General features: G+C 52.0%; 20 protein-coding genes. 11 read left to right on the forward strand and 9 right to left on the reverse strand.

Annotation, left to right across the window (positions count from 1 at the left end):
- Positions 1-41 precede the first annotated feature (41 nt).
- From A0O30_RS08800 to A0O30_RS08830, 6 genes are all read left to right on the forward strand, one after another.
- Complete coding sequence (locus A0O30_RS08800) at positions 42-2,315, forward strand: hypothetical protein (RefSeq protein WP_105946221.1); 2,274 nt, start codon at positions 42-44, stop codon at positions 2,313-2,315.
- Positions 2,302-4,398: a site-specific recombinase gene (locus A0O30_RS08805; RefSeq protein ID WP_105946222.1), complete on the forward strand. Its 2,097-nt coding sequence runs from the start codon at positions 2,302-2,304 to the stop codon at positions 4,396-4,398. The genes A0O30_RS08800 and A0O30_RS08805 overlap by 14 nt, the downstream gene beginning before the upstream one ends.
- Entirely contained in the window at positions 4,385-4,996 is a 612-nt protein-coding gene (locus A0O30_RS08810) for a hypothetical protein (RefSeq protein ID WP_105946223.1), read from the forward strand. The genes A0O30_RS08805 and A0O30_RS08810 overlap by 14 nt, the downstream gene beginning before the upstream one ends.
- On the forward strand, positions 4,989-6,395 hold the full coding sequence (locus A0O30_RS08815; protein WP_105946224.1) for a tyrosine-type recombinase/integrase: 1,407 nt from the start codon (positions 4,989-4,991) through the stop codon (positions 6,393-6,395). The genes A0O30_RS08810 and A0O30_RS08815 overlap by 8 nt, the downstream gene beginning before the upstream one ends.
- A 459-nt stretch (positions 6,396-6,854) precedes the next feature.
- Positions 6,855-8,222, forward strand: a complete 1,368-nt coding sequence (locus A0O30_RS08820; RefSeq protein ID WP_177410265.1) for a hypothetical protein — start codon at positions 6,855-6,857, stop codon at positions 8,220-8,222.
- A gap of 370 nt (positions 8,223-8,592) precedes the next feature.
- Positions 8,593-9,708 (forward strand): YiiX/YebB-like N1pC/P60 family cysteine hydrolase, encoded by a 1,116-nt coding sequence (locus A0O30_RS08830; protein ID WP_105946226.1) that lies wholly within the window; start codon positions 8,593-8,595, stop codon positions 9,706-9,708.
- Positions 9,709-10,367: 659 nt separating this feature from the next.
- Here A0O30_RS08830 and A0O30_RS27990 read toward each other — a convergent pair.
- Together A0O30_RS27990 and A0O30_RS08840 are read right to left on the reverse strand one after the other, a co-directional pair.
- Positions 10,368-10,574 (reverse strand): hypothetical protein, encoded by a 207-nt coding sequence (locus tag A0O30_RS27990; protein ID WP_256589637.1) that lies wholly within the window; start codon positions 10,572-10,574, stop codon positions 10,368-10,370.
- Positions 10,575-10,597: 23 nt separating this feature from the next.
- Positions 10,598-10,993 carry a hypothetical protein gene (locus A0O30_RS08840; protein ID WP_105946228.1) on the reverse strand — a complete coding sequence of 132 codons (396 nt, stop codon included), beginning with the start codon at positions 10,991-10,993 and terminating at the stop codon, positions 10,598-10,600.
- Between the two features lie 486 nt (positions 10,994-11,479).
- Between A0O30_RS08840 and A0O30_RS08850 the strand changes: the two genes are divergently transcribed.
- A complete protein-coding gene (locus A0O30_RS08850) occupies positions 11,480-12,466 on the forward strand; it encodes a hypothetical protein (protein WP_105946229.1) in 987 nt (328 codons plus the stop codon).
- Between the two features lie 88 nt (positions 12,467-12,554).
- Positions 12,555-14,045, forward strand: a complete 1,491-nt coding sequence (locus tag A0O30_RS08855) for a Shedu immune nuclease family protein (protein WP_105946230.1) — start codon at positions 12,555-12,557, stop codon at positions 14,043-14,045.
- A 42-nt stretch (positions 14,046-14,087) separates the two neighbouring features.
- Here the strand turns inward: A0O30_RS08855 and A0O30_RS27995 are convergent, their stop codons facing one another.
- From A0O30_RS27995 to A0O30_RS08895, 7 genes are all read right to left on the reverse strand, one after another.
- Positions 14,088-14,285, reverse strand: a complete 198-nt coding sequence (locus tag A0O30_RS27995; protein ID WP_371921620.1) for a hypothetical protein — start codon at positions 14,283-14,285, stop codon at positions 14,088-14,090.
- 490 nt (positions 14,286-14,775) lie between these two features.
- On the reverse strand, positions 14,776-15,795 hold the full coding sequence (locus tag A0O30_RS08870; protein WP_177410266.1) for a hypothetical protein: 1,020 nt from the start codon (positions 15,793-15,795) through the stop codon (positions 14,776-14,778).
- A gap of 240 nt (positions 15,796-16,035) precedes the next feature.
- Positions 16,036-17,316, reverse strand: a complete 1,281-nt coding sequence (gene umuC / locus A0O30_RS08875) for a translesion error-prone DNA polymerase V subunit UmuC (RefSeq protein ID WP_105946233.1) — start codon at positions 17,314-17,316, stop codon at positions 16,036-16,038.
- The gene (locus A0O30_RS08880; RefSeq protein WP_105946234.1) at positions 17,303-17,731 is read right to left on the reverse strand and encodes a LexA family transcriptional regulator; all 429 of its coding nucleotides are present in this window, start codon (positions 17,729-17,731) and stop codon (positions 17,303-17,305) included. Before A0O30_RS08880 ends, umuC begins: the two co-directional genes overlap by 14 nt.
- A gap of 207 nt (positions 17,732-17,938) precedes the next feature.
- Positions 17,939-18,601 (reverse strand): hypothetical protein, encoded by a 663-nt coding sequence (locus tag A0O30_RS08885; protein ID WP_146256309.1) that lies wholly within the window; start codon positions 18,599-18,601, stop codon positions 17,939-17,941.
- Positions 18,602-18,941: 340 nt separating this feature from the next.
- Positions 18,942-19,307 (reverse strand): histone-like nucleoid-structuring protein, MvaT/MvaU family, encoded by a 366-nt coding sequence (locus A0O30_RS08890; RefSeq protein ID WP_105946236.1) that lies wholly within the window; start codon positions 19,305-19,307, stop codon positions 18,942-18,944.
- Positions 19,308-19,403: 96 nt separating this feature from the next.
- A complete protein-coding gene (locus tag A0O30_RS08895; protein WP_105946237.1) occupies positions 19,404-19,880 on the reverse strand; it encodes a helix-turn-helix domain-containing protein in 477 nt (158 codons plus the stop codon).
- Positions 19,881-20,101: 221 nt separating this feature from the next.
- Between A0O30_RS08895 and A0O30_RS08900 the strand changes: the two genes are divergently transcribed.
- The 3 genes from A0O30_RS08900 to A0O30_RS08910 are packed head-to-tail and all read left to right on the forward strand — an operon-like array spanning position 20,102 to position 21,382.
- A complete protein-coding gene (locus A0O30_RS08900; RefSeq protein ID WP_105946238.1) occupies positions 20,102-20,494 on the forward strand; it encodes a hypothetical protein in 393 nt (130 codons plus the stop codon).
- Positions 20,495-20,532: 38 nt separating this feature from the next.
- Positions 20,533-20,973 carry a hypothetical protein gene (locus A0O30_RS08905; protein WP_105946239.1) on the forward strand — a complete coding sequence of 147 codons (441 nt, stop codon included), beginning with the start codon at positions 20,533-20,535 and terminating at the stop codon, positions 20,971-20,973.
- Positions 20,974-21,001: 28 nt separating this feature from the next.
- Positions 21,002-21,382, forward strand: a complete 381-nt coding sequence (locus tag A0O30_RS08910) for a hypothetical protein (RefSeq protein WP_105946240.1) — start codon at positions 21,002-21,004, stop codon at positions 21,380-21,382.
- Positions 21,383-21,388: the final 6 nt, after the last annotated feature.

The following is a 21,388-nucleotide window of genomic DNA, read 5'->3' on the forward strand; positions in this document are numbered from 1 at the left end:
CGATTACTGGATCAGGATAGATCCAAAGACCTAGAAAAACCATGACAATCATCAGAAGCAAAGGTTATTTGAATCAGTACCCCCTACAGGCCATCGATGATGAGCTGGCATGCAAGCTCCTGATGTCCCCCACGACTATCAGTGAGCACAAAGGGAATGCGCTGAAGCTTTTCGATTGTCATTGTCACTGCCTAGGTGAGCACCTGACCCTGACTAACCTAGAGGCAGGGAAAATGACCTGGCTAGCAGAAAGCTTCCTTGGAAGCCTGAGCTCGGGCGATCTCTACACGCTTGAAGCTGATGTAGTCCGCCAACGCTCTGTCGCCGTTATCCAAATGCTCTCTGGACTGGTCGACCTGCTTCCAAACCTGAAGATGCCAACTTGGTCTCGCTCGCACATGCCCCATTTCATTCAGGTATGGCAAGAGAGCAAGCACAAGTTAGTTCCAGAGATCGTTTCCTTCTGGAATGGTTGGGCCGTCAAGTCAAAAAAGGGAGAGTTGGTTTATCTCAAACTAGCCGCTATGTATTCCTCGCATGGCCCTGAGTTCACCAAAGCATTCCATGAAGCAGCCCGACGAGACTCATTGAAGCGCGCCAAAATAGAAAGCCGGATGTTCAACAAGCTTGCCCTCTTCATTTCTGAGCAAGGCTTTCGGTATCCTCCAGCGGCTTTTAGGTCTTCGGAAATAATGGAAGAATTCTTTGAAAAGCTTTTTTGGTATTATCAAGAAGTTGAATACGAGCGCAATCAAAACCCAGGGTTGAACGCTCGCAGCTTCAGAACTATGCGAAACCTTATAATCAGATGCTTTCTGAAAACCGGCATCTGGTCAGCTGACGAAGATACAATTCCTCTACCACCTGGAAAGGGCCGACCAGGATCAGACCTACATATCGCAACGAACAAACACGGCATCGAGATTAAAGATAAATTGCTTACGGAAGTACCTGTGTACGTCACAGACATCCAAGCCATTGATCTGCTTTACGGAGAGATTAACAGTGATCTCTCCTGCATTAAAAAATGGGCATTATCAGAGGTAATTCAAATTAGAAAGGCCCAAAGAACTCGGGTCAGGGAAGCTAAGAACGGCACTTTTCTGAACCGTTTCTCCAGCAATCCCAGCCTCGATCTAAATTTTGAGAAATTGGGCCTCGCTAATATTTTCCGCACATTTGAAGAAGAAGGTATGTGCACACTAAAACATGCACGTAGTCGTTATGGCATCAAGCTTCCGGCGCTCGCAAAAAAGCTCGGATTACCAACGACTTATAGCATGTTACCATTCCAATGCTTACTCACTCTATACCACCCAGAAATCACAACCACCTTCATGGATGACCTAGTGATTTGGGATGGCTCGAAAAGGATTTCATTCTTGAAGACCAATAAAGGCTATGAGCTTATTGGCTTTAAGGATCGGCGTGGTAGCAAAAATTCTGAGCAAAAAATATTGCTACACCCCAAGGCCGCCGCACTCGTTCGCATGGTGGAAGAGATCACGGAGCCATTGCGGCAGTACCTCAAAAAGCAAGGTGATCCAACCTGGCAGAAGCTCTTCTTGACCTGCGGAAATAGCTTTAACTATCCAAAAACAGCAGACAGCAATTGTTTGAATAGAACTGTAGTAGAAAAATACGCGTCCACACGAAAAAAATTCGTAGACAGCCTATCTCCCCACACAGCTAAAAGAGGCGATGACTTGGTGGATTTCATCAAGAAGCTCTCTACCAGCAGGGTGCGTGCCCAGGCAGCTGTTGCTGATTATATTGAAAACCACAGTTTGCCAAGGCTTGCCAGAAAGCTTGGCCACGCGTATATGAATCGAGATCTCCTGGACTCCTACCTACCGACTGCGATCTACGACTTCTTCGCAACACGGTATGTACGTATCTTCCAGAAGGGCATCATCTGTGAAGCTATGAAGGACAGCGAATACCTGCTGCGAGCCTCCAAGTTTGACGACTTTGAGCAACTGCACGAATTCTTGAGCCGGTACACGCTCAAGGAGGTTCCAGAGAACCTCAAAACCAGGGAAGAAAACCTCTTGGCCGACGGCGAGATCGTGGAGGTGGGTGTTTCTGTATCTGCTGAAAGCATGACCGCGCTGATGTCCATCAAGCAGGCCGTGAAAACCAGCAAGACGCCGCACTCTATTCGCGGACTGGCAAGGTACTGGGCGGCAGTTTGCGACATGGTCGAGAAGTACATCCATAAGGCTCGCGACAAAGCCCTGCAAGCTCACCTTGAAACTGCCATTAAGAACTGCAGCCCAAGCACCTACGAGAAGATGATCCATGCAGTATCCTGAGCACCTCGCACATTTCGCTGTCCTGTTCAAGAAGCGCGACTTAGCCCACTTCATGACGGCTCCCTGGCTTGTTTCTAGCTTCAAGGTTCCTGTGTGGAAGTACAATTTTGGGTTCAAGAATGACCAAGACTTGGACTGGCGTGTTCACCTGTATGACGGATCGTTATTAACCGATCCGCAGCACCTCAAGCTGCTCAACTCCTTGCAATGCTGGTTGATCGCTTCAACTGAGAATGCAGCTGGGCCCGGCTTCACCAATAGCTGGGCCTCCCAGGCGGCCTCATTTCGGCGAACCCTGACGGTCATCGACCATATCCTTCAAAGCGCCGAGGGTTTGGAGTTGGTCGAGCATGGCCTGAGCGCACTGACCTATGACGTGATGTGCGACATCATCGAGCAGATCGGCACAAACAGCTACGTTGCCGTGAGCACATACGATTGGAACAACCGCCTAGCGGACTACTGCATGTCCCTGCTGCAGACAACCGATCCAGAGGAGATTGAGGAACACCTGGAAAAATACCCCTCCCTTGCTGACATAACGCCTATTCAGCTTGAAGAGAATACGCTCCAGATACCTCTAGATCTAATTCCACGAGTACGAGCCGCGCTTTATATCAATCGGATGTACCACACCATTCCAAATGGTGGTTTAAACGTTAACTCAATCCGCGTCAGCGCTCTGCTATACAAAGACACTTTGGCTGGAAAAAAACGGCTTAAGCCGCTGCATAGCATTCTAGGCTTCGTTTGGCGCAGGGATCGGTTCATTCGTGAGTTCGACAGTGTTCCGGTCACAAATGGCAAACCAGACCGAATGACCAAGCGGGACTTGGTATTGTATCGTACTGCTTTTACCTTCTTGCAAAAGATCTCGGCCCTCGACTTCAAGCTTCCCAGCAAAGAAGATCTCCGAGAGATTGCTACCTTTAAGGTTAGTGGTGCCACAATGGGACGTTTCAAAAACGTCCCTACCCCAATCATCTTCAAGTCGATCAAGGATGGAATTGAATTTCACTTTAAACACGGCCCACATCTTCTCAAAAGCTATGTGAACATCGCCAAGCATGCTGTCAAACACAAAGTGAACATCACAGGCATTCCGGACGAGACTATCGTCTCGCTCTTGGAACCCTCCATAGCTGAGCTTGGAGTGCAATATCTGGGTGTTTCAACTCGCTCAAACGGAAGGGATCCGGGCACTGAACTCAAAGAATCCAAGGAAGTGTACTTTGGCAAGTTAAGGGACAACGCAGGCCTGCTGGAGCTCATCGGAGTGTACTACGGAGCCATCCAGTTATTGGTCGGAGCAACCATGGCGAAGCGTGGCAGTGAGCTACGCGACCTCGACCCTACCAATTGCCTCAGCGAGGACAAAAGCTGGCTGATCGCCCGCATCGCGAAGTCCAGTCGAGGCCAGAAGGGCCGCAGGGCTCGGAATGCTCGCCCCATCGATCCCCTTGCAGCTGAGATGGTTCAGACGCTGATCGACTTCCAGAAGGAGCTGATCGAGGCTGGCTTCATCGATCACCACCTTCCGTTGTTCTCATCCCCAGGCATCATCGGCACAAGCTCTCTGACGCCCTGCGACGTGTACCTCTACTACAAGAACATCGACCTGTTCTGCGACTACTTTGAGGTCGAGCGTGATAGCCAGGGGCGCCGTTACTACATCCGTCAGCATCAACTGCGGCGTTTTTTCGCACTGGTCTTCCTTCACTGTGGCTACGGGGCCAGCGCGGGCATCCTCCAGTGGATGTTCGGACACACTGACCCCGCGCACATATGGAACTACATCACCGAGGAGCTACCTGGCAAAGAGCTTCGGAACACCCTGTCGCAGGCCCTCAGCGAGCGTATCGCCAGTGGCGGCGCCACGCACTATACTGATGTGATTGACCTGATTGAGTCGAAATTTGGCACCCGAAATGTGGCAGTAATGGATGCAGAAAAACTTGCGGATTACTTCGATTTTTTGATGGAAACCGATCAGATGACCATGGAGCCAGTATTCCTTGAAAGTGATACCGGCTTACGGGTAGATATACTTGTTGTAGTGAGGAAAAATAATGAACTGGGATGAAGGCAAGGCCATTCAAACCGCTTCAATTGAAAACACGCGGAAGTTACTACTATCCATAATAGCAACACCGTCCAATTACCTCGAAAACACCGAGATAAGGGATGCACTTATCAGCCAAGCATCCCTGGCAAAACTCAACCTCAGAACGAACATAGAGGACGAGCCAATTCACATAACACCGATAAGCCTAAACACCTTTAAGCAGCGATGCGAAGAGCGCATGCCAGGTGGCTTCTCCGCAATTGACAGCCTTCGAAAAAATGCTGCACTGGCTATCAGAAAAGAAGAACAAAGACCACCTCCTGCAAAGAACAATAGAACCCGAGAAGCTATACTAGAGCAGCTTGCGGTGGCCAATCTAAGCCTAGATGTGCACAAACGCGCTAACTTGATCCTCCTCCAGACTCTATCAGATGTTCGCAGCAAACTGGATGGCGTCGTAAGCGCCCAAGATGAAGTCACCCGCAAGATTCGTGCTGCAGAGATATTGAAACGCATCACCGCAATAACCAGCTTGAACCCTGCAATGTATCAAATTCCGCCCATACAGAAAGCATCAGTCGTATCCATTGCGGCCAAGGGCAAGAAAGATGACTGACGAATTCCTCGTAGAAACGCTTGATCATGTTGACCTGTTCCAGAGGTACGCAGGGGGCAAAACGCGCAAGCATTCCTACTATAAGTTCCCCTACATGAAATGGCCAAACAACGAGCCATGCAACATCGCCAACCTTTACTTACTTAAACTATCCAGGAAACACGAACAAATCTCTGCTGATGGTCGCATGCAGGACAGCAAAGGCGGAACAATAGGTCAGTACGCGAGCTATATTAGCCAGCTTATAAAGCGTTGCTGGCAGTACAGGATTGACCCCTACCATGTAACCGACAAATTCTTTGAAGATTTCATTATCGAGCTTATTGAAGAGCCGGATCCTAGAAGACTAGACAAACCCAAGCGCAAAGACAGAACCACTCTCAACATCGGGAGAGAGTGCCTAAATTTTTTAACTTGGATTGGCGAATTTCATGGCGACCCTAATTTCGTCTCTCAAAAGGGCACCATCAAGCTAACCACCGAGGAAGTCATTCGCACGTTTAACAAGCACCACAAAGTAACGAAAACAACATCGCACCACTCCTTCCCCTTGCCCTTCCGTGAACATACTCGGAGCCCGATTTCCGAGCACAACGTTGATAGAATGGAGCAGGCAGTACGCGACTCCGACAAATCCGAATTCCTCAAAGCTCGCCACCTTGCATTGCTTGCCCTCCTCCAGCACACGGGCGCTCGTCGTACAGAAATTGCATCTTTGACGACATCGGCTTTGCGAGATGCAATGCTTATGAAATATCCGATGCTCAAATTTGTAACGCTGAAACGCGGCGAGAGCTTCGTTCGTGAGTTTCCAGTTAATGCTGTTGCATTAAAAGATGTCAAATATTATTTGGCCTTGCGGCAGAAGCTAATTAAATCTCACCCAGAAAACAAAAACGACTTCTTATTCATATCAGACAGAACGGCTAAGCCGATTACCCCAGAGACTATAACCAAGACCGTAGCAAATATTAGAGATGCTGCCAGCATTGAAGAACAGGCATGCGCCCACATGTTCCGCCATGCATTTATCACCAACTTATTCACGCTACTAATTGAGCGACACAAATTTGAAAGCAAGGATGACTTCGAGGCAGCCCTGATTAGCGATAAAGAGTTTTTGCGTAAGGTCAAGGAATGGACAGGTCATAAGAGCGTTGAATCTCTCAGAACCTACCTGACCAAAGCATTCGAAGGAAATAAGAGCATTGGTAATGCTGCGGAAAGCGTTCATCAAACTAATACGCTAAAAATCTATCAGAAAAAGTACGATACCCTGTACAAAAAATTTAAGCTCAAAGAAATTACTCAAGATGAGTTTATGCGCCAGAGTGATGAGTTGATGGAGTTGCGTGATCTCGAGCTGTCCAGGTACGACCCCAAGCCCAAGTCTCTGTGACGGTAGGGAGTAGGTCGACCGTCCACAGCGGATAGCGATCTACCTAGCCCCCCGTTTGGAGGAGTAACGACATGCGGTTTGGGCTTGCCCCCTCCGAGGGACGCCTCTCGTGAACCAAACCCCGGCTGCGCCCGGTTTCGGCCCTGCGGGCTTCCATCCTCAAGCCTTTGGCCCTTCGCGGGCCGGAGCGCTCCGCTTGCGGTCGTGCCTGATACCCAAGCCTCCTCCAAGACACTGCCCGCGGAACCAACCTGGCGATGCCCTTCCTGCAGGCTCTTGCGGAGTCAATTGGCCTGTCCTATGATCCGGCCAGGCGGTGATGGTCGCCTGGTGCCTGTTTCGCAAAGCAATAGCCCATCGTAGTTACCCCCCATTTTACATCGGCATGTCCCTAACTAGACGCTGCCCGGTGATCAGGCAATCGGTAACCAAAGCGTCGATAGTTTTGGTGGCATTGTCATGTCTGATTTTTCCCCTCTCAGCATCTTCAAATCTCAAGCCAAGCAGCATGCCCGTCAACATGGCATGAAGCTTTCTGCTGCCCAAGAAACGCTTTCCCGCAAGGCCGGGTTTGAGAAGTACCACGAGCTTGCCGTCGTCGCCCAACGAAACCCCACAGATCCTCGCTTGATGCTCGCCGCCTTTGGCGTGCGTGACCTCAAGGACTCGGTCAATCAAGACGGTGTGCTCTCCGATCTAGCTCAAGTGATGGTGCAGATGCTTTCCAGCACTACATCTGAAGCCAGCGCAAGTGAGTTCAGGCTCGGCGAGAGCGAGGTTGAGTCCGCCGCCTACAACGAGGCTACTGGACTGCTCACACTGGGCATGTCGATGACCTATGAGGGGCAGCAGGATCGAGACCGCGCCTACCACGGTAGTGCACTCTTCCTAAAAGCGGATGTCGAGCTGATTCGACGCGATGGCAAATGGTCGCTCGGTGAAGACGGCGTTTCAATCACCAGTAACGATTGGGATCGTGTCGCCAATCGGCACATCCTAGTAACGAATGAGGCCAAAAACGTGTATCAGAAAGAGCACTCCCCCCACGAAAAGCCAATCGAAAAGCTCAGCGAAGACGGGAAGCGGATAAAAAACCCGAACGAGATTACGGTAAATCAACACGTCATCCCCCAGGCGCATTTGAAGCAATGGCTGGGTGGTGAAGACCTGCTTACGGTCATCGATAAATCGAGTGGCGAGCGCCTGAAGCGCTCACCTAAGAGCTCGTTTGTTGTTTCCCGCCTTTGGGATCAGCCTACTGAACAGGGCATGATCAAAACGAACGAGGACAATTATCAGAAGCAGCTGACGCTGCTAGCGGAGACCGGAAGCATTGCCCGATCCCCCTGGATCACAGAATACTTCGTGATGCTGGCAGCACGGGCCTACTTTGCGGCCAAAGAAAGGCCGCTTTACGACTCCATCATGGAGCCACCGTCCTGGGCGCCGTCTCAGGCTGAGCTTGAAGACGATGAGGTTGAGCAGGTACATGATACCGTCCGAATCTTCAGGGGAGCTGGAAATCCACATGCCACAGCTCGCACAATAGTGAGCATGGCGCTCACCCAATTCTTCATCAGGGGGCGCGAGCTGTTGAAGGACATTGAATGGGTGCCTTTTATGACGACGGGGGAGAAGTTCATTCTTCCCGACTCAAACGTTGCACTGTATGAGCAAGGTTTCCCAGCACTCCCCGTGAGCCCGGAGCTCGTGCTGCTTAGCGAAAAGCTGCTTGCCAAGCTCCAAGAGGCCGGCCACCTCACGCCGGAGTACCTCAACAAGCGCTTCCTGGAGTCTTCGTTGCGCTACTACGTTTCCCCTAAGTGAACCGCGCTTGGCGCACCTCACGTTTTAGCGACAGCCAGTACAGAAGTGTTCTGGCTGCTCGCCCCCATTTCCTTCCTTCTCCTTGCCTTTTGTACTCTCCCGCAGACCTCCACGAACGTCCAGTTCCTGAGCATCAACCGCTGGGCTACTATCGAGATGCGTATGATTAGCCAGGCTCCAAAGAGGACACTCATGCCGAGCATTTGGTCAAAGCTGCCAGAAATCATTGGCGCCTGGCCTGGCCTGGTCATCGGTTAATTCTTGACACCAATCTTACTCCTCCAGGTCACAACTTCGATGAGTCCACGACAGTTCAGACCGATATGATTAGCCAATGCTTTCACCACATGTTAATTAAAAGGATTTTTTGATGTCTGCTCGAAAATACATACTTGAAAGTTCGCTACTTCAGCCTGCCGACATCATCCTTACCGGCGACAAAAGCGGGATAAGCCTCTCAGTAAGAGTAGCAACCATAAGCAGATATTCACACGCAGCGATTTATGTAGGAGATACTACAATCGAGGCTACGATGGCCGGTGTCTTCTCAAAAAACCCCCAACGCCTGATATTCGATAGAGCAACCGATGTACTGGTCTTACGCTCCAAACGGCTACTATCTAAGGCTGAGGTTGAATTAATTTGCTCATACGCCCACTCTAAAGTTGGCAGCCTCTACGCCCTTAGAGAAGCGATCACCATCAAGTATAAGTCTTTATTAAAGCATAATCATTCAAATCGGCAGTTCTGCTCCAGACTGGTAGCAAAAGCCTACGAACATGCAAATTTTGACTTAATGAATTTAAGAAATCCAGCCTTCTGCACACCTAAGCAGTTGGCTCTATGCAAGGCATTTGAGCCGGTGAAATGTATAATCAGGCCTGCTAGCGAGGCAGAAATTGAATTTGCAGAGAGTGCCGACCAATCCCAAGAAAACCTTAGACAACTTTACGAGTGGCTCGACAAAACAAGGATACTTGTCACTCGCAATAAAGAGCTAGCTGACCGATGGGATATACAAACCTTAGATGACGTAACTTCCTTACTCATGGCTCACCCTGAATATGATCTTCAAGTATCGAAGTACATGCAAGACAGCGGATACTTGGAATTTTACACTTCAGAAGTGCTTCAAAACCCTTTCCGATACAAAGCCGAACTCCTCATACATCAACTTTCACAAGTAGAGGACAAAAATCAGGCGATGTATGAGGAGCTAAAAAAGGAAGTAAAGGCATTTGAAATATATGAGTCAAATCAGAAAAATTTTGTCAAACTATTTAAAGAGAAAAATCTCAATTTTTTTAAGCTAAACATACAACTTTATAACAACATGCTTTCAGCGATGTTAATTCGCACGCTAGTCGTCCGAGATGCGCTTGTACACTATGGAAGTCTGGCGGCTGCTGAAGAGCTTGAATCCTCAGTCCGGATAGTCGAATCGGCAGTCAATGAGGGACACATGGCGTTGAAAGGCGCGAATTGAGCTCGAGGCTCAGCTTCTCCCCTGGCGCCTCTTGATGCTGGAAAATTGCATACCCAGATCCGTTACCCCACAATCAAGAGGTAGGCTGCGATGAGAGCGGGATATTCACGTACCTTCTCTCTGGACTACCTGAACTTGGATAAGGTCGGCATCAAGCCAACACGCCACCGAAGGAATCCGATTTGCCTGAAAGAAGTACCTATATGCGTAGGCCATTTCAAGCAGGCAAAAAAAAACGGCACAGGGCCGTATCTCTTTGTCAACGAAAGTTAACGTTTATGCAATGGTGGGTCAAAAGCCACAAGTAACAAACCGGCGACAATACCTGCACCTATGTTGCTCAAGGTTGAAAGAACACTTTTTACAGCATTATGAGCAATTTTTCTTAGCATTTTTGACATAGGCTTATCCTCCATTATGTTGTCAGGCATTACATTGTCTAGGTTACTTTCCATACTGTCTAAAGCAAAAAAAACAAATGAAATCAGCAACGTAGATGCAGTTATTATCACCAAGGGAGTTGAACCCTTACCCACCCAATTCGTTTAGCATTCCTTGCTAGTGATGGCATTAATTATACACTAATCTATAAATTTGTCAAGCGACAATATTGACGAACTCACCACTTTGTGCTAGCCGGTGGCGGCGCCGCATTTAGATCACCAACCATGCTCGCCTCTAATCGACTGCTCTCCAAACGTGCCGGCCTTATGCAGTTGGCAAATGATGGCGATTTGGTAAAGGTGGTCAGCCTCCAGGCGAAGGCGCTCCACCTCATCAGCAGGTCTTCCCTCATTCACCGCCTGCTGGTGGGCGCGGATGGCTTGGAGAGCTTGTCGAAGAAGAGGTTCGCCGGCCTCGGCCATTCCGATTATCGTCCTTTTCACTTCTAAGCCCCTTCTTGTCGGCTCGCACGGTGTGCCTTCAAGTGCTCCATCTCGTCGTTCCAGGACATGACGAACTTCTGGAAGTCCCGGAAGTATGGCCCTGCCGCCAAGCGGGTCGAGCCTACGCTTGCAGCCGAAAATCGCTGTCGCCATGGCTCAGGAATGCTGTCTTCAATTATCAGGCGCTGGCCGCTGTGAGATTGAATTTCGATGGCATTGGTCAATTCCTGGCCCGTCAGCTCATCTCCGGGCAGCAACTCAGCCAGGGCCTGGTTAACCTCGTCGAGCTCCAGAAGCAGGGTTTCCGCACGAGCATCTCCGGGCCGCAAATCAGCGAGCGCCCACAAGGCTCTGCGTTTCACGATTTCCAGCCGGCGCACCTGATTGCTGATTGTCACGTCAAGATACTCTCCTGCTCAATCGGAGCTCACATGCCCATGTCGTCATCAAGGCGATCTCCCCCTAAGGTTCCTTGTGAGCTGAGTTACCGGAAGCCGAGATAGGAGCCCATCAGCCAGATCACTCGCATGACGGGAGCAAAGTGTCACCATGCCTGGTGCTGCATCACGTAGAGGCACGAAAGCGCTGACCCTGGTCTGGGCAATACTCAGTACATTCAGCACATGATGATTCAACGTGGCCGTGGACAGGTGATCAACTGTGGTTCGTTCCGGATACTCCAAGGCCCCCCAGATCCACGACAATCTGAAGCAACTGAGCTGGGCCAAATTGCTTGAGTGCGATGTTCCAGATCAGGGCTCCCTGAGAGAGTGATAAGCGCTTGCTAGGCATCAGGGAAAGTCAAAGTTCCTTGCATAGTGGCCAAACGGTTATGCTCGCAAAGCAAGCGCATAGAGATCGATGGCCAAGGTAGGTAGACAAGCATGAAATGGAAGTCTCGCACGCTGGAACAAATAGCGGTGATGATCTGCGGAGACAAGCCCGAAAGCTACTTCCGCTACCTCGGCGGCACCGACTTAACCCGGTTTTTCAAAGACGCTGATACGGATTTCACTCACGACGGCACCACACGCAGGTTCTGGGTCGCCGACACCCTCCAGAAGATTTTGGATTTCCCAAGCGCAAACTCTTTGACGCCACCTGATGCCATGCTGCGCGTCATTCGGCTGCTCATGGACAGCGAAGACGCTTTCAACGAAGAGCCGCCTCGACTGAAAGCACTAGCGGCCCTAAATGGAGCAATCAAGCGAGAGGGATTCGAAGCATTCTATGGCGAGGACGACCAATGCTACCTTCGCCATGTCGGAAGCGGTACGGTAGCTAACGAATCGGCTAGCCCTCACCGACCATTCACAGCGGCAGAAACGGAAAAGAAGGCTTGTCTGGTTGCGTACCTTGATCGCTGCTCTGAGGATGACCTGATAGAGCACGTACTGCTCCCTTTGTTTCGTCAACTGGGCTTTACCCGTATCACCTCAGCAGGCCATAAAGACAAGGCCCTGGAATACGGGAAAGACATTTGGATGAAGTTTGTGCTACCTACCCTTCACGTCATCTACTTTGGCATTCAGGTGAAAAAAGGGAAGCTTGACTCATCTGGCGTGACGAAGGGGGGACAGGCCAACGTTGCGGAAATTCATAACCAAGTGCTGATGATGCTTGGCCATGAGATCTTCGACTCTGAGCTGAACAGGCGGGTTCTGGTTGACCATGCGTTCATCGTTGCTGGTGGCGAAATCACCAAGGCTGCTCGGAACTGGATCGGAGGAAAGCTTGACCAGTCCAAGCGAAGCCAGATTCTCTTTATGGACAGGGAGGACATCGTGAACCTCTTCGTGGTGTCGCCGCTGACGGTGCCTCAAGTACCGAAAACCTTTCATAATCCGTTCGACGACCCAATCCCCTTCTAGCCTTACGCCAACCTATGTCCGTGCCTGACCTGGCAGCGTGGCCACTGAGCGCCCGGCAATGCACCGCACCTACCATCAGGGATGACAAATGCCTTCACTGCGTCCATCTCAGTACGCCATGCAACAGCGCATCGATGACGGCCCTTTCCTTCGCTTTGATCTCAAAGACACTGGAGCTTTGAGCGAGGAAGAACTCTCGGCCATTGAATCCGATGACGAATACGAATCTATCGGTGAACAAATTTATGGCATTTCCAAGGTCTATTACAGCGACGTCGCGTTGTCAGACGATGAGCCAGGTTGGCATCTTCTGCTGGAGGTTGCACCATCCTACCTGACCATTTACCCAATCAACCCGAGGTTCGAGCATCCCGAGTACGGTCAGTCCCGATATCACGGGATCAAGTCGATCATCATCACAAGACCTGTATTTACACCGTACTCACACCCAACGGCTCCAGATGAGGTCGATGGATTACTCGATGGGCTTCCGGACGGGCTCTATAAGGATTGGCGTTACGGCCTTGGTTTCAAGTACGAATACAGGTGCATCGTTCAGGCGCTGAGCAGCCTAAACGGAGTCGATACCGTTGTGATCCACGGGGGTACTGGTCACAACGATGCCAAACTCAAAGGGAACGAGTTTTACTTGGGCGTTGATCGTCTAGAGCAACTGCGGAAAAGCCTGGATCGGTTAACCCAGCGCCACCAACGAGAGACAGCGTCTGACAAGAAGCTGGCCTGTTACACCAGCCTGCTTCATCAAGCGGCACCAGAGCTCTATCCACCTCGTGCTAGAAAGCTCCCCCCCGACCTGCTTGCTAACCTCGTGTCTTTAGGATCGATGTCACCACGGCTTTCGCCCAAAGATCAGCAGCAGGCCGCCAAACTCACAGAGCAAAACGTTCCCGCGCTCGCTAAGTCCGCACCTACCTCACTGTACAACCTCAAGGCAGAAATCGAGCTGGTTACACTCGGAGAGCTCATTGAGGTCTATCGAAAAATGATGGACAACAAAGTAAACGAACCTCGATGGCAGCGTTTCTTGAGCGAAAACCCATTCGTGCTCGACATGGCGTTTGGGTATCCGGTGAAGAAGATTGCAGATCAACCATATATCGGCGGTAAAGGCTTCAGTGGCCGGGGTGGTCAGTTCTCGGATTTTCTGATGGCGGCCAGAACAACCGGAAATGTTGCCCTCATCGAGATCAAACATCCTCAGACTGAACTGCTCGGTCAGTCATACCGGCAGACATTCGTGCCTTCCTATGAGCTAAGCGGCGCGGTAGGCCAGATCATTAGCCAACGCAGCGTGCTTCAACGGGAAATCTACGGTCTGTCCCAAGAGCTTGATGAACGCGTTCACGCACACGCCATTGCGGCAATCGTCATCATAGGCCGAACCCCCAAGGATCTGGCTAAGCAGCGTGCCTTTGAGCAATATCGAAGCGGCCTGAAGGATGTATTGGTGGTGACTTTTGATGAGCTACAAGTCCGACTCGAAAGCATCCACCAAGCCCTCACGCCCAAGCCGCCGGTCAAGCCTGAGCCAATCAGCGAGGATGATCTGCCATTCTGAGCCTAGGGCATCAAAATTGCGCCCCGTGAGCAATGTGCGCCACTAATGACTTTCCTCTGGTGGCCCACCCAGGACTCGAAGCTGGTAATCAGTGACGGCTTGAAATCGATGTTCGGCTATTAACCGAAGACGCTCCAGCTCCCCACCCACGACCCCGTCAGCTTCGGCTTGATGGTAGACCTTCAGCGCTTCCACAGCCTCGGTGTACAGGGGGTGGTCAGGCATCAGCACCTTGCTCATATCTCTTTTCACGGTCTCTTCCTTTCGCCATGGCTATCTCACACGGTGCCATGCCAGCACTGTGAATTCCAACCAACGTGAGCCAAGGAAGGATAGTCAATGAAGTACGTGAGGCTGATACGCCACGGCGAGAGCGCCGCCAACGCTGGCGAGCCCACTAGGGATCACGCAAGCATCACTTGACGACAAAATGCATGGAGAAAGCTCGTCTGCTCGCTCCTTCGATTTGCCAGCGACCTTGCCCAAAGGGCGCTCGGTCGTTGAAGATCGGGGCCGCCGATTTCAGCGTTTTGATGATGGGGAACCACCAAAATTCAGGCACAAAAAAACCGCCTTTGAGGGGCGGTTTCTTTGACGATGTTACTTTCACAGGAGACGGTATTAGCCGTGTCGCCGGGGTGGAGTCCTGCACTCTTGGCCCGACCATGTACAGTAATTCTGTAAGGTCGTGACACTAATGTCAACCTAAATCGCTTGACGATAGCTAGCCTTAAGCACCCTCTGCGACCTTTAAATCTAGGCCTCGCTGGATCTCAAGATCCTCATCATAAGGCAGCTCCCATTCAGTTGCCCAGCGCTTTGCGAGGTTCTCGACAGTCGTCATAGCTCCCAGACTCAGGCGTGCCGCCTCAAGCTCTTGAGTGGCCCGATCAAGGTCTTGCTGGAGCTTATCCGCCCTGATCTGCTCCTGCAAAAACTGGTTATGTGGCACGTAATTTGTTGCGCCCACCGCGTGTAACAACGCAGCTTTGAAGAGTTTTTCTTCAGCCTTCGTGATGGCGACGGTGTAGCGAACGTTGCGAGAAGGCACGCTGGTGCCAAAGCTCACTGGAGGCAGCAAACGTTGCGTCGACATGGACTCAGTCCTGCCGCACAGCACGTAGCTGGATTTACCACTGAACTTATATCGGGGCATTCTGTTCAGCGTGGCTTGAGAAAGCTGGAAAATAGATTTGTCACCTGCTGCGGGAGTGACTGACGTGACGGGAGCGACCTGCACGAGGTTGCTCGAAACCACTTTCACAACGACTGCCAACCGGCGCTTGTACATTTCTCCTGCAAGAAGCGTATCGCTATATCGCTTGTTCGTCTTGGTGCTCGCATCCGGCCTGCCCGTGTGCTGAACGAAGCCATAGTCAACCTCAACCAATGTCCCTGGTCGCAGCAGCTTGTTCAGCGTCTGGTTCCTGTCCTTCTTGAGGGTTTGGTAGAGGTAGACCTCACTGGAACAATCGACGGACTTGAGGTAGATATCAAAAACAGCAGGCCCGGTAGCGGTCGCTGGAGTGCTGGCTGTGGACACCAACTCCCAGCGATGAAACGGCGAAGTCGAAAAGCTCTTCGTGACGAAAACAGGAGGCGGTGCTTTTCCCTGCTTTGCCGGTGGCAAGCCGGGGATAAGTGCCTCACGAATGTCGTCGTAGGACTCACTTCCCAGCAGCCGAGGAACCTTCTTCCCCGACGCTTGGTCGATCACGGTCTCGAAGTACCGAACAATGATCGTTTGCATTAACCATCCCGTAGCTTTATGTCTATGGCTTGCCCGAATCTGTGCCAAAGAAGCTGCAGAATGGGGCTCCAGTCCACCATCAACGGCGGAGCGGTGCCACTATAACTTAAAGACCGTGATATTAAAATCGTGGCAAAAAGCCACCAACTTCGGAGAACTTGCAGGCAACTTTATATCAAAATGCCAGCAACTTTCAAAGCATTCTTACCTCTATCTTTCACGGCAGCGCCGCCGAGTTGGTCACTTGCAGTACACAGTCCAGAGCTCGTCCATTTTTGTGGTGTAGCTTTGGCTCATCATCTCGCGCCGCATGCCCCAGGATGAGTCGACCGGCACACTCGCCAAACGCATCGTTCCCCTGCCCCACCTCCCATTGACCGCATCAAGCACGCCCATGAGCTTCTCACTCGCCACCGGCTGAGCAGTCGCGAACAGGTCACCGGTAATCTCGCTTGGTTGGCTGAGGTCGAGCAGCAACACCTCTGCCTTGCTGTAGCGGAAACTTTCACGGAATACCCGCTCCACGCCCTCATGTGCCGCCTTCGTCAGCAGACGTGTATCGTCCGTGGGATACGGCAATTCGACAAGGAAGCCGTTGGCGTACTTCGCCTCGTCCGGATTGAACATCCCCGTGCGGATGCTCACCCGTAGCCGTTTGCAGAGCGACTGCTGGGCACGAAGCTTCTCGGCAGCCCTGGACGTATAGGTGGCCACTGCTTCTTTGATCGGAGCCAGCTCAGTCAGTCGTGTACCGAACATCCTGCTACAGCAGATCTCCTTTTTGGGTGGGTCGGGCTCATCTAGCTCAAGGCACGTGGTGCCGGCCAGCTCCCTGGCAGTCTTCTCGATCACCACACTGAACTGCTTCCGAAGCACCCAGGCGTCAGCATGCGCAAGCTCCCACGCAGTTCGTATATCCATAGCCGCCAGGTGCGCCGTCAAGCGCCGGCCAACTCCCCAAACGTCCGACGCATCGCACTTCTTGAGCACCCAGTTGCGCTTCACCTCATCGCGCAGGTCGACGACGCCACCTGTATGGCTCTGCCATTTTTTTGCAGCGTGGTTGGCTAGCTTCGCCAAGGTCTTGGTTGAGGCGATACCGACACCGACCGGGATACCTGTCCGCTGATAAACCTCGGCACGGATCTGTCGGCCCAGGCGCTCAAGATCGCCGGGCATGCCCGTGAGCTCGGCGAAGGCTTCGTCGATGCTGTACACCTCTGCTGCGGGCACCATGGACTCGATAACTGACATGACCCGCTCACTCATGTCGCCATAGAGCGCGTAGTTCGACGAGCACGCGACGATGCCGTGCTTACGGAGCTTTTCCTTGATCTGGAAGTACGGCTCGCCCATTTTGATCCAAGGCTTGGCATCTGCCGATCTGGCGATCACGCAGCCGTCGTTGTTGCTCAGCACGACCACAGGCTTGTGCCGGAGGTCGAGCCGGAACACTCGCTCACAGCTTGCGTAAAAGCTGTTGCAGTCGATGAGGGCAAAGACGCGATCAGAGCTTGGCATGGCTGCGCACGCTATAAGTGACCACGCCCCAGATCTCGAGCTCTTCACCCTCCAGCAAATACCTGGAAGGGTAGCGAGGATTTTCCGACCGCAGCACGACCTGGCTGCCTTCGCGGGCGAGGCGTTTGCAGAGGGGCTCGCAGTTCACTGCGGCGATTACGATGTGGCCTGGCTCGGGCGGGATGGATCGGTCGACCAGGACAAGGTCGCCTGGATAAATTCCCGCCCCGATCATTGAATCGCCCTCGACGCGCACCAGGTAGATGTGAGGTGCCCGCACGTCCAACAGCTCGTCGAGAGAAATGCGTTTTTCCAGGTGATCCGCTGCTGGAGAGGGAAAGCCTGCAGGCACCTGAAACGAGTACAGAGGGAGGTCGGTGGTGCTGGGATCGAGGGTGCCGAGGACGGTGATCATGACGAGAAACGCCTATACTGTATATGCGTACAGTTAAGCGCTTTCTCATCACGCGGTCAACGCAACCCGATGTGCTGAATGTGCCCCTAGGCCGCTTACCTCACAGCAGGCCGCTGATCGGTAGCAAGGCGTCTTGTATCAGGTTGGAGAACACCCGGAAAATACGGTCAGGATCGAATTGACCAGTCATCTAAGGACATCGAGGCCTCAGCTGATTTGAGCTTCAACGAGAATCACCGGCACCTCTTTCGAAAGCATCGAGAAGTGCTCACCCGCTTTGTGTGCGCTCGTTGTGCAGATCTGCGTTCTGCTAGTCACGCGAAGGATCGCACCAGGCGCAAATAAGACTTCTTTTTCATGGCCGTGATCACCATCAGGGCCGTAAAGGTAGGCTTTGGTCTGCGGAGAGGTCACCTTGAGAACGGTGATCTCTACTCTCCCTGCGTCATAAGCTTTTCCCTGCCACTCTGCACTCCTACGGGCAATCTGGGGGCAAAAAGCTGTGGAAAACGGACGAGTCGTCACTACGACATCAGCCCCCTCAGACCAGGTTCCTCCATGGAAAAGTGTCTGCCCTTCGGCAAGACTTAATCCATAGTGGTTAATATCTCGCTCGACAGCAGCTTGATTATAGTGAGGGTATCGCGACTGGTAGTCTAGTAATGCAGGAGGTGTAAGTTTAGGCATCAACGATCTAAAGTAATGATAAGCATCGCTATCATCAAGTGCAGCATCAATAAAATTCTCCAGTGCAGAGTCAGCCGCAGTTAAACATAAGTGCTCGGCGGCCTGCCTAGCGCTGGTAATAGTCTTGATCAGTTTGTCCTTCACATTGAACGAGAAGAAGCCATGTTTTTGGTAGTGATCCATCGACTCCTCGTTCGAGGCCTTTCTAGACGTCCAAATCTCGTAAGGTGGATCAAATACGTTAATCAATTCAACGTTCCTCATGACTTCATCCTATATGCGATTGCAATCAATTCAATACTGTTAGAAAAATTCGAATATCTTGATCTTACCTGTACCGAGATCGGAGGCAGAAAAAAACCGCCAATGCGGCGGTTCTTTAAGGTGTTTCTCGGGGTCTCCGGCTCTCCACGACGGGGTTTAAGGTGTCGTTAAAGAGGTCTTTTCCTCATAGAGGTATTGGTGCCGGACACGTACCAGGTGAGGTTAACTAGGGGGTCGTCCTCACGTCAAGGCGATGAGCTTATTGCAACCACGACTCTACGGTCGCCGAACCGTGTTCTGCCTTCCAGGCCTTAAGAACAGCGTGGTTACCGCCCTTGGTCTGCACAACTTCACCGTTGTGAGGGTTTTTATAGACCTTCACTTCACGAGGCTTGCGGGTGGACTTCTCCTGAGCCTGGGGAGCCTGACGGCGAGTGCCTGCTTGAGGATCGAGAATGTTGATCACGTCACGGAGGCTGTAGCCGTACTCGCCCAGCAAGGCGCGGAGTTTGTTTTCAAACTCCATTTCAGCCTGGATGGAGCCATCGTTTTTCATTGCTTCCAGCTCAGCAAGTTGCTGGGCAAGCTGGAGTTCGAGGCGGCGGAATTCTGCAAGACGAGACATGAACGTGTTCCTAGTTTAGAGATATGCCAAGGGTACATCCTCGTCTTACTTGAGCGCTACAAACGATCTAGTCAAGGGCCCGCTCCCGCTCAATTTTCAGCTAGCCACTTCAGCCCTTAGATACCGGCGAATAGTCGCTTCAGACAAACCCAAGCTGGTTGCGATTTCAGGAACAGCCATGCCGCTCGTCTTCAGTCGTCGTGCTTCTACAGCCTTCGCTGCTGCGTCTGGACGAGCCGGACGTCCGGTTGGCTTCTTACCGTCACCAGGTAGCGCCTGGATCTCTAGATCGATTCCGCTTTTGCCGATTTTGTTGAGCTGCTTCGACAAGCGCCTGAGTCCATCACGGAAAGATTCCTCTTTCTGCACTGCAGTCACCATCAGGAGCAATGCAGCCGCATCCAGCTCAAGGATCTCTGCCAAGCGAACCAGAACGTCTAGCCGAATGTTGATATCACCTTGCTCGATCCGGCTCAGGTGAGAACGTCCGATGCTGCCCAGTTCCTCCTGGGACACCTTTCGCAACCTGCGAAGGCCGCGAACGACGACAGCTAGCGCTTCTGCCGCTTCCATCGACTTTTTCCCCGCACAAAACCGAGGATAAAGCCATAACGAGCCCAATCATAACACACCTAATTAGGTTCATTATGATTGCGCTTCGGCGCATTCGGATGTTTAATGCGCCCCCGCTGCCCACCCAAGCCGGGCAGGCACAGGGTAACGAGAGTACCCAGCCTGCCGGCGTGAGCAGTGACCGCTGTCAATTTACTGGAAATTATTGAGGGGGCGAGCCAGTGGCTGCTGACGACGTGATCCGATTCCTGGACTCACCAGATACATCCTTCGAAGGCTTGCCTAGCGAGGAAGAGGCGCTTGAGCTGGTAAAAATTCACTATCCAACAAAGCCATACTGCATCGTTGAGCAATGGCAGCTTCTCGAGCTTGAGCTCACTGCAGAGGAGACTGCGAACGTCAAATCTACAGGCCAGCTCCCCTTGTTTCTCTTCGCGCATAGAGTGCTAGAAGACAGCGAAGGTCGTTTCGAGCGCGGTTATTTCGTCCGCTCAAGCATGTGCAAGTCCTTCATGGATGGCGTGCTGTTCGAGACCCGGAATACCGTCTACGTCCTAGTTGGCCCAGGGCATAAGAAATTCGCCTCCCTTAGAGACGTCTTCTCAATCTTTTAACCAAGTGCCGACCGGCGCTCGCGGATCCAGAGCTTCAAATGTTCAGAACAAACGTAATCGACATGGTCGGCCTGCCAGGCATGTTCGGCGAAGGTCAGTGTCATTGGGATCAGGTGACTCGGATACTGCGATCTCACTGGTATCACCTCACGCTGCAGCATCACCAGGAAGGTCGCACCTACGAGGCAACACTCATGGTCGACAGCGAACCCCGATTGCAGCAGATCCTTCTTGGCCAGGGCGACGACCTCAGGGTTACAGACGTTCTCGTCGTCACACCTTCCCACATGAACGGTACGTCTGGCTGGCAGATGGAAACTCTGGTTGAGGCTACCCTCGGCGAGGATGAAAACGAATGCTCTGTATGCCTGCTTGAAGTGCACACCGGCGCCATTTATCACAGCTCGCACGTCGCTGGCTTCAACCGCGACTCGCTGACAAATCTTCATCCGATTTATCAGGCCAGCATGATCCGCTGAAAGAACCAGGCAGGAATGGAAAGCAGCAATGACCAATGTACGCCTGAGCTTCCACAGCAAACGGCTCTCTGACTTTGACCTCAAGCGCATTGCCAAAGCAGAAGCCCAAGGCTTCGATATGCCCGTCACCGCCTACCTGTGCAGTGCATTTATCCAAGCTCACACGGGCATCGGCGTCGTGTTTGACCATGCTCGAAAAACGCCATACGGGCGCTTTGCAGATGGCCATTACATCTGTACCTCAAATATCGTTAGGGCCCAGCGAGAGGGACGGTTTTGGGTACTAGAGACTCTAAACTCTCGGTACGTCCTGGCGACCTTCCGCAAAGGCTTTGGACGGAGGAGCCTGCGTGAGTATCTGAAGTTTTGGACGGAGCTTAGTCATCAGCCCCCCGACGCCCTGCAGTAGCAAGAG

Origin of the sequence: Pseudomonas sp. LLC-1, assembly GCF_002992185.1 — a bacterium.
In the GTDB taxonomy this organism is placed as follows: Bacteria; Pseudomonadota; Gammaproteobacteria; order Pseudomonadales; family Pseudomonadaceae; genus Aquipseudomonas; species Aquipseudomonas monteilii.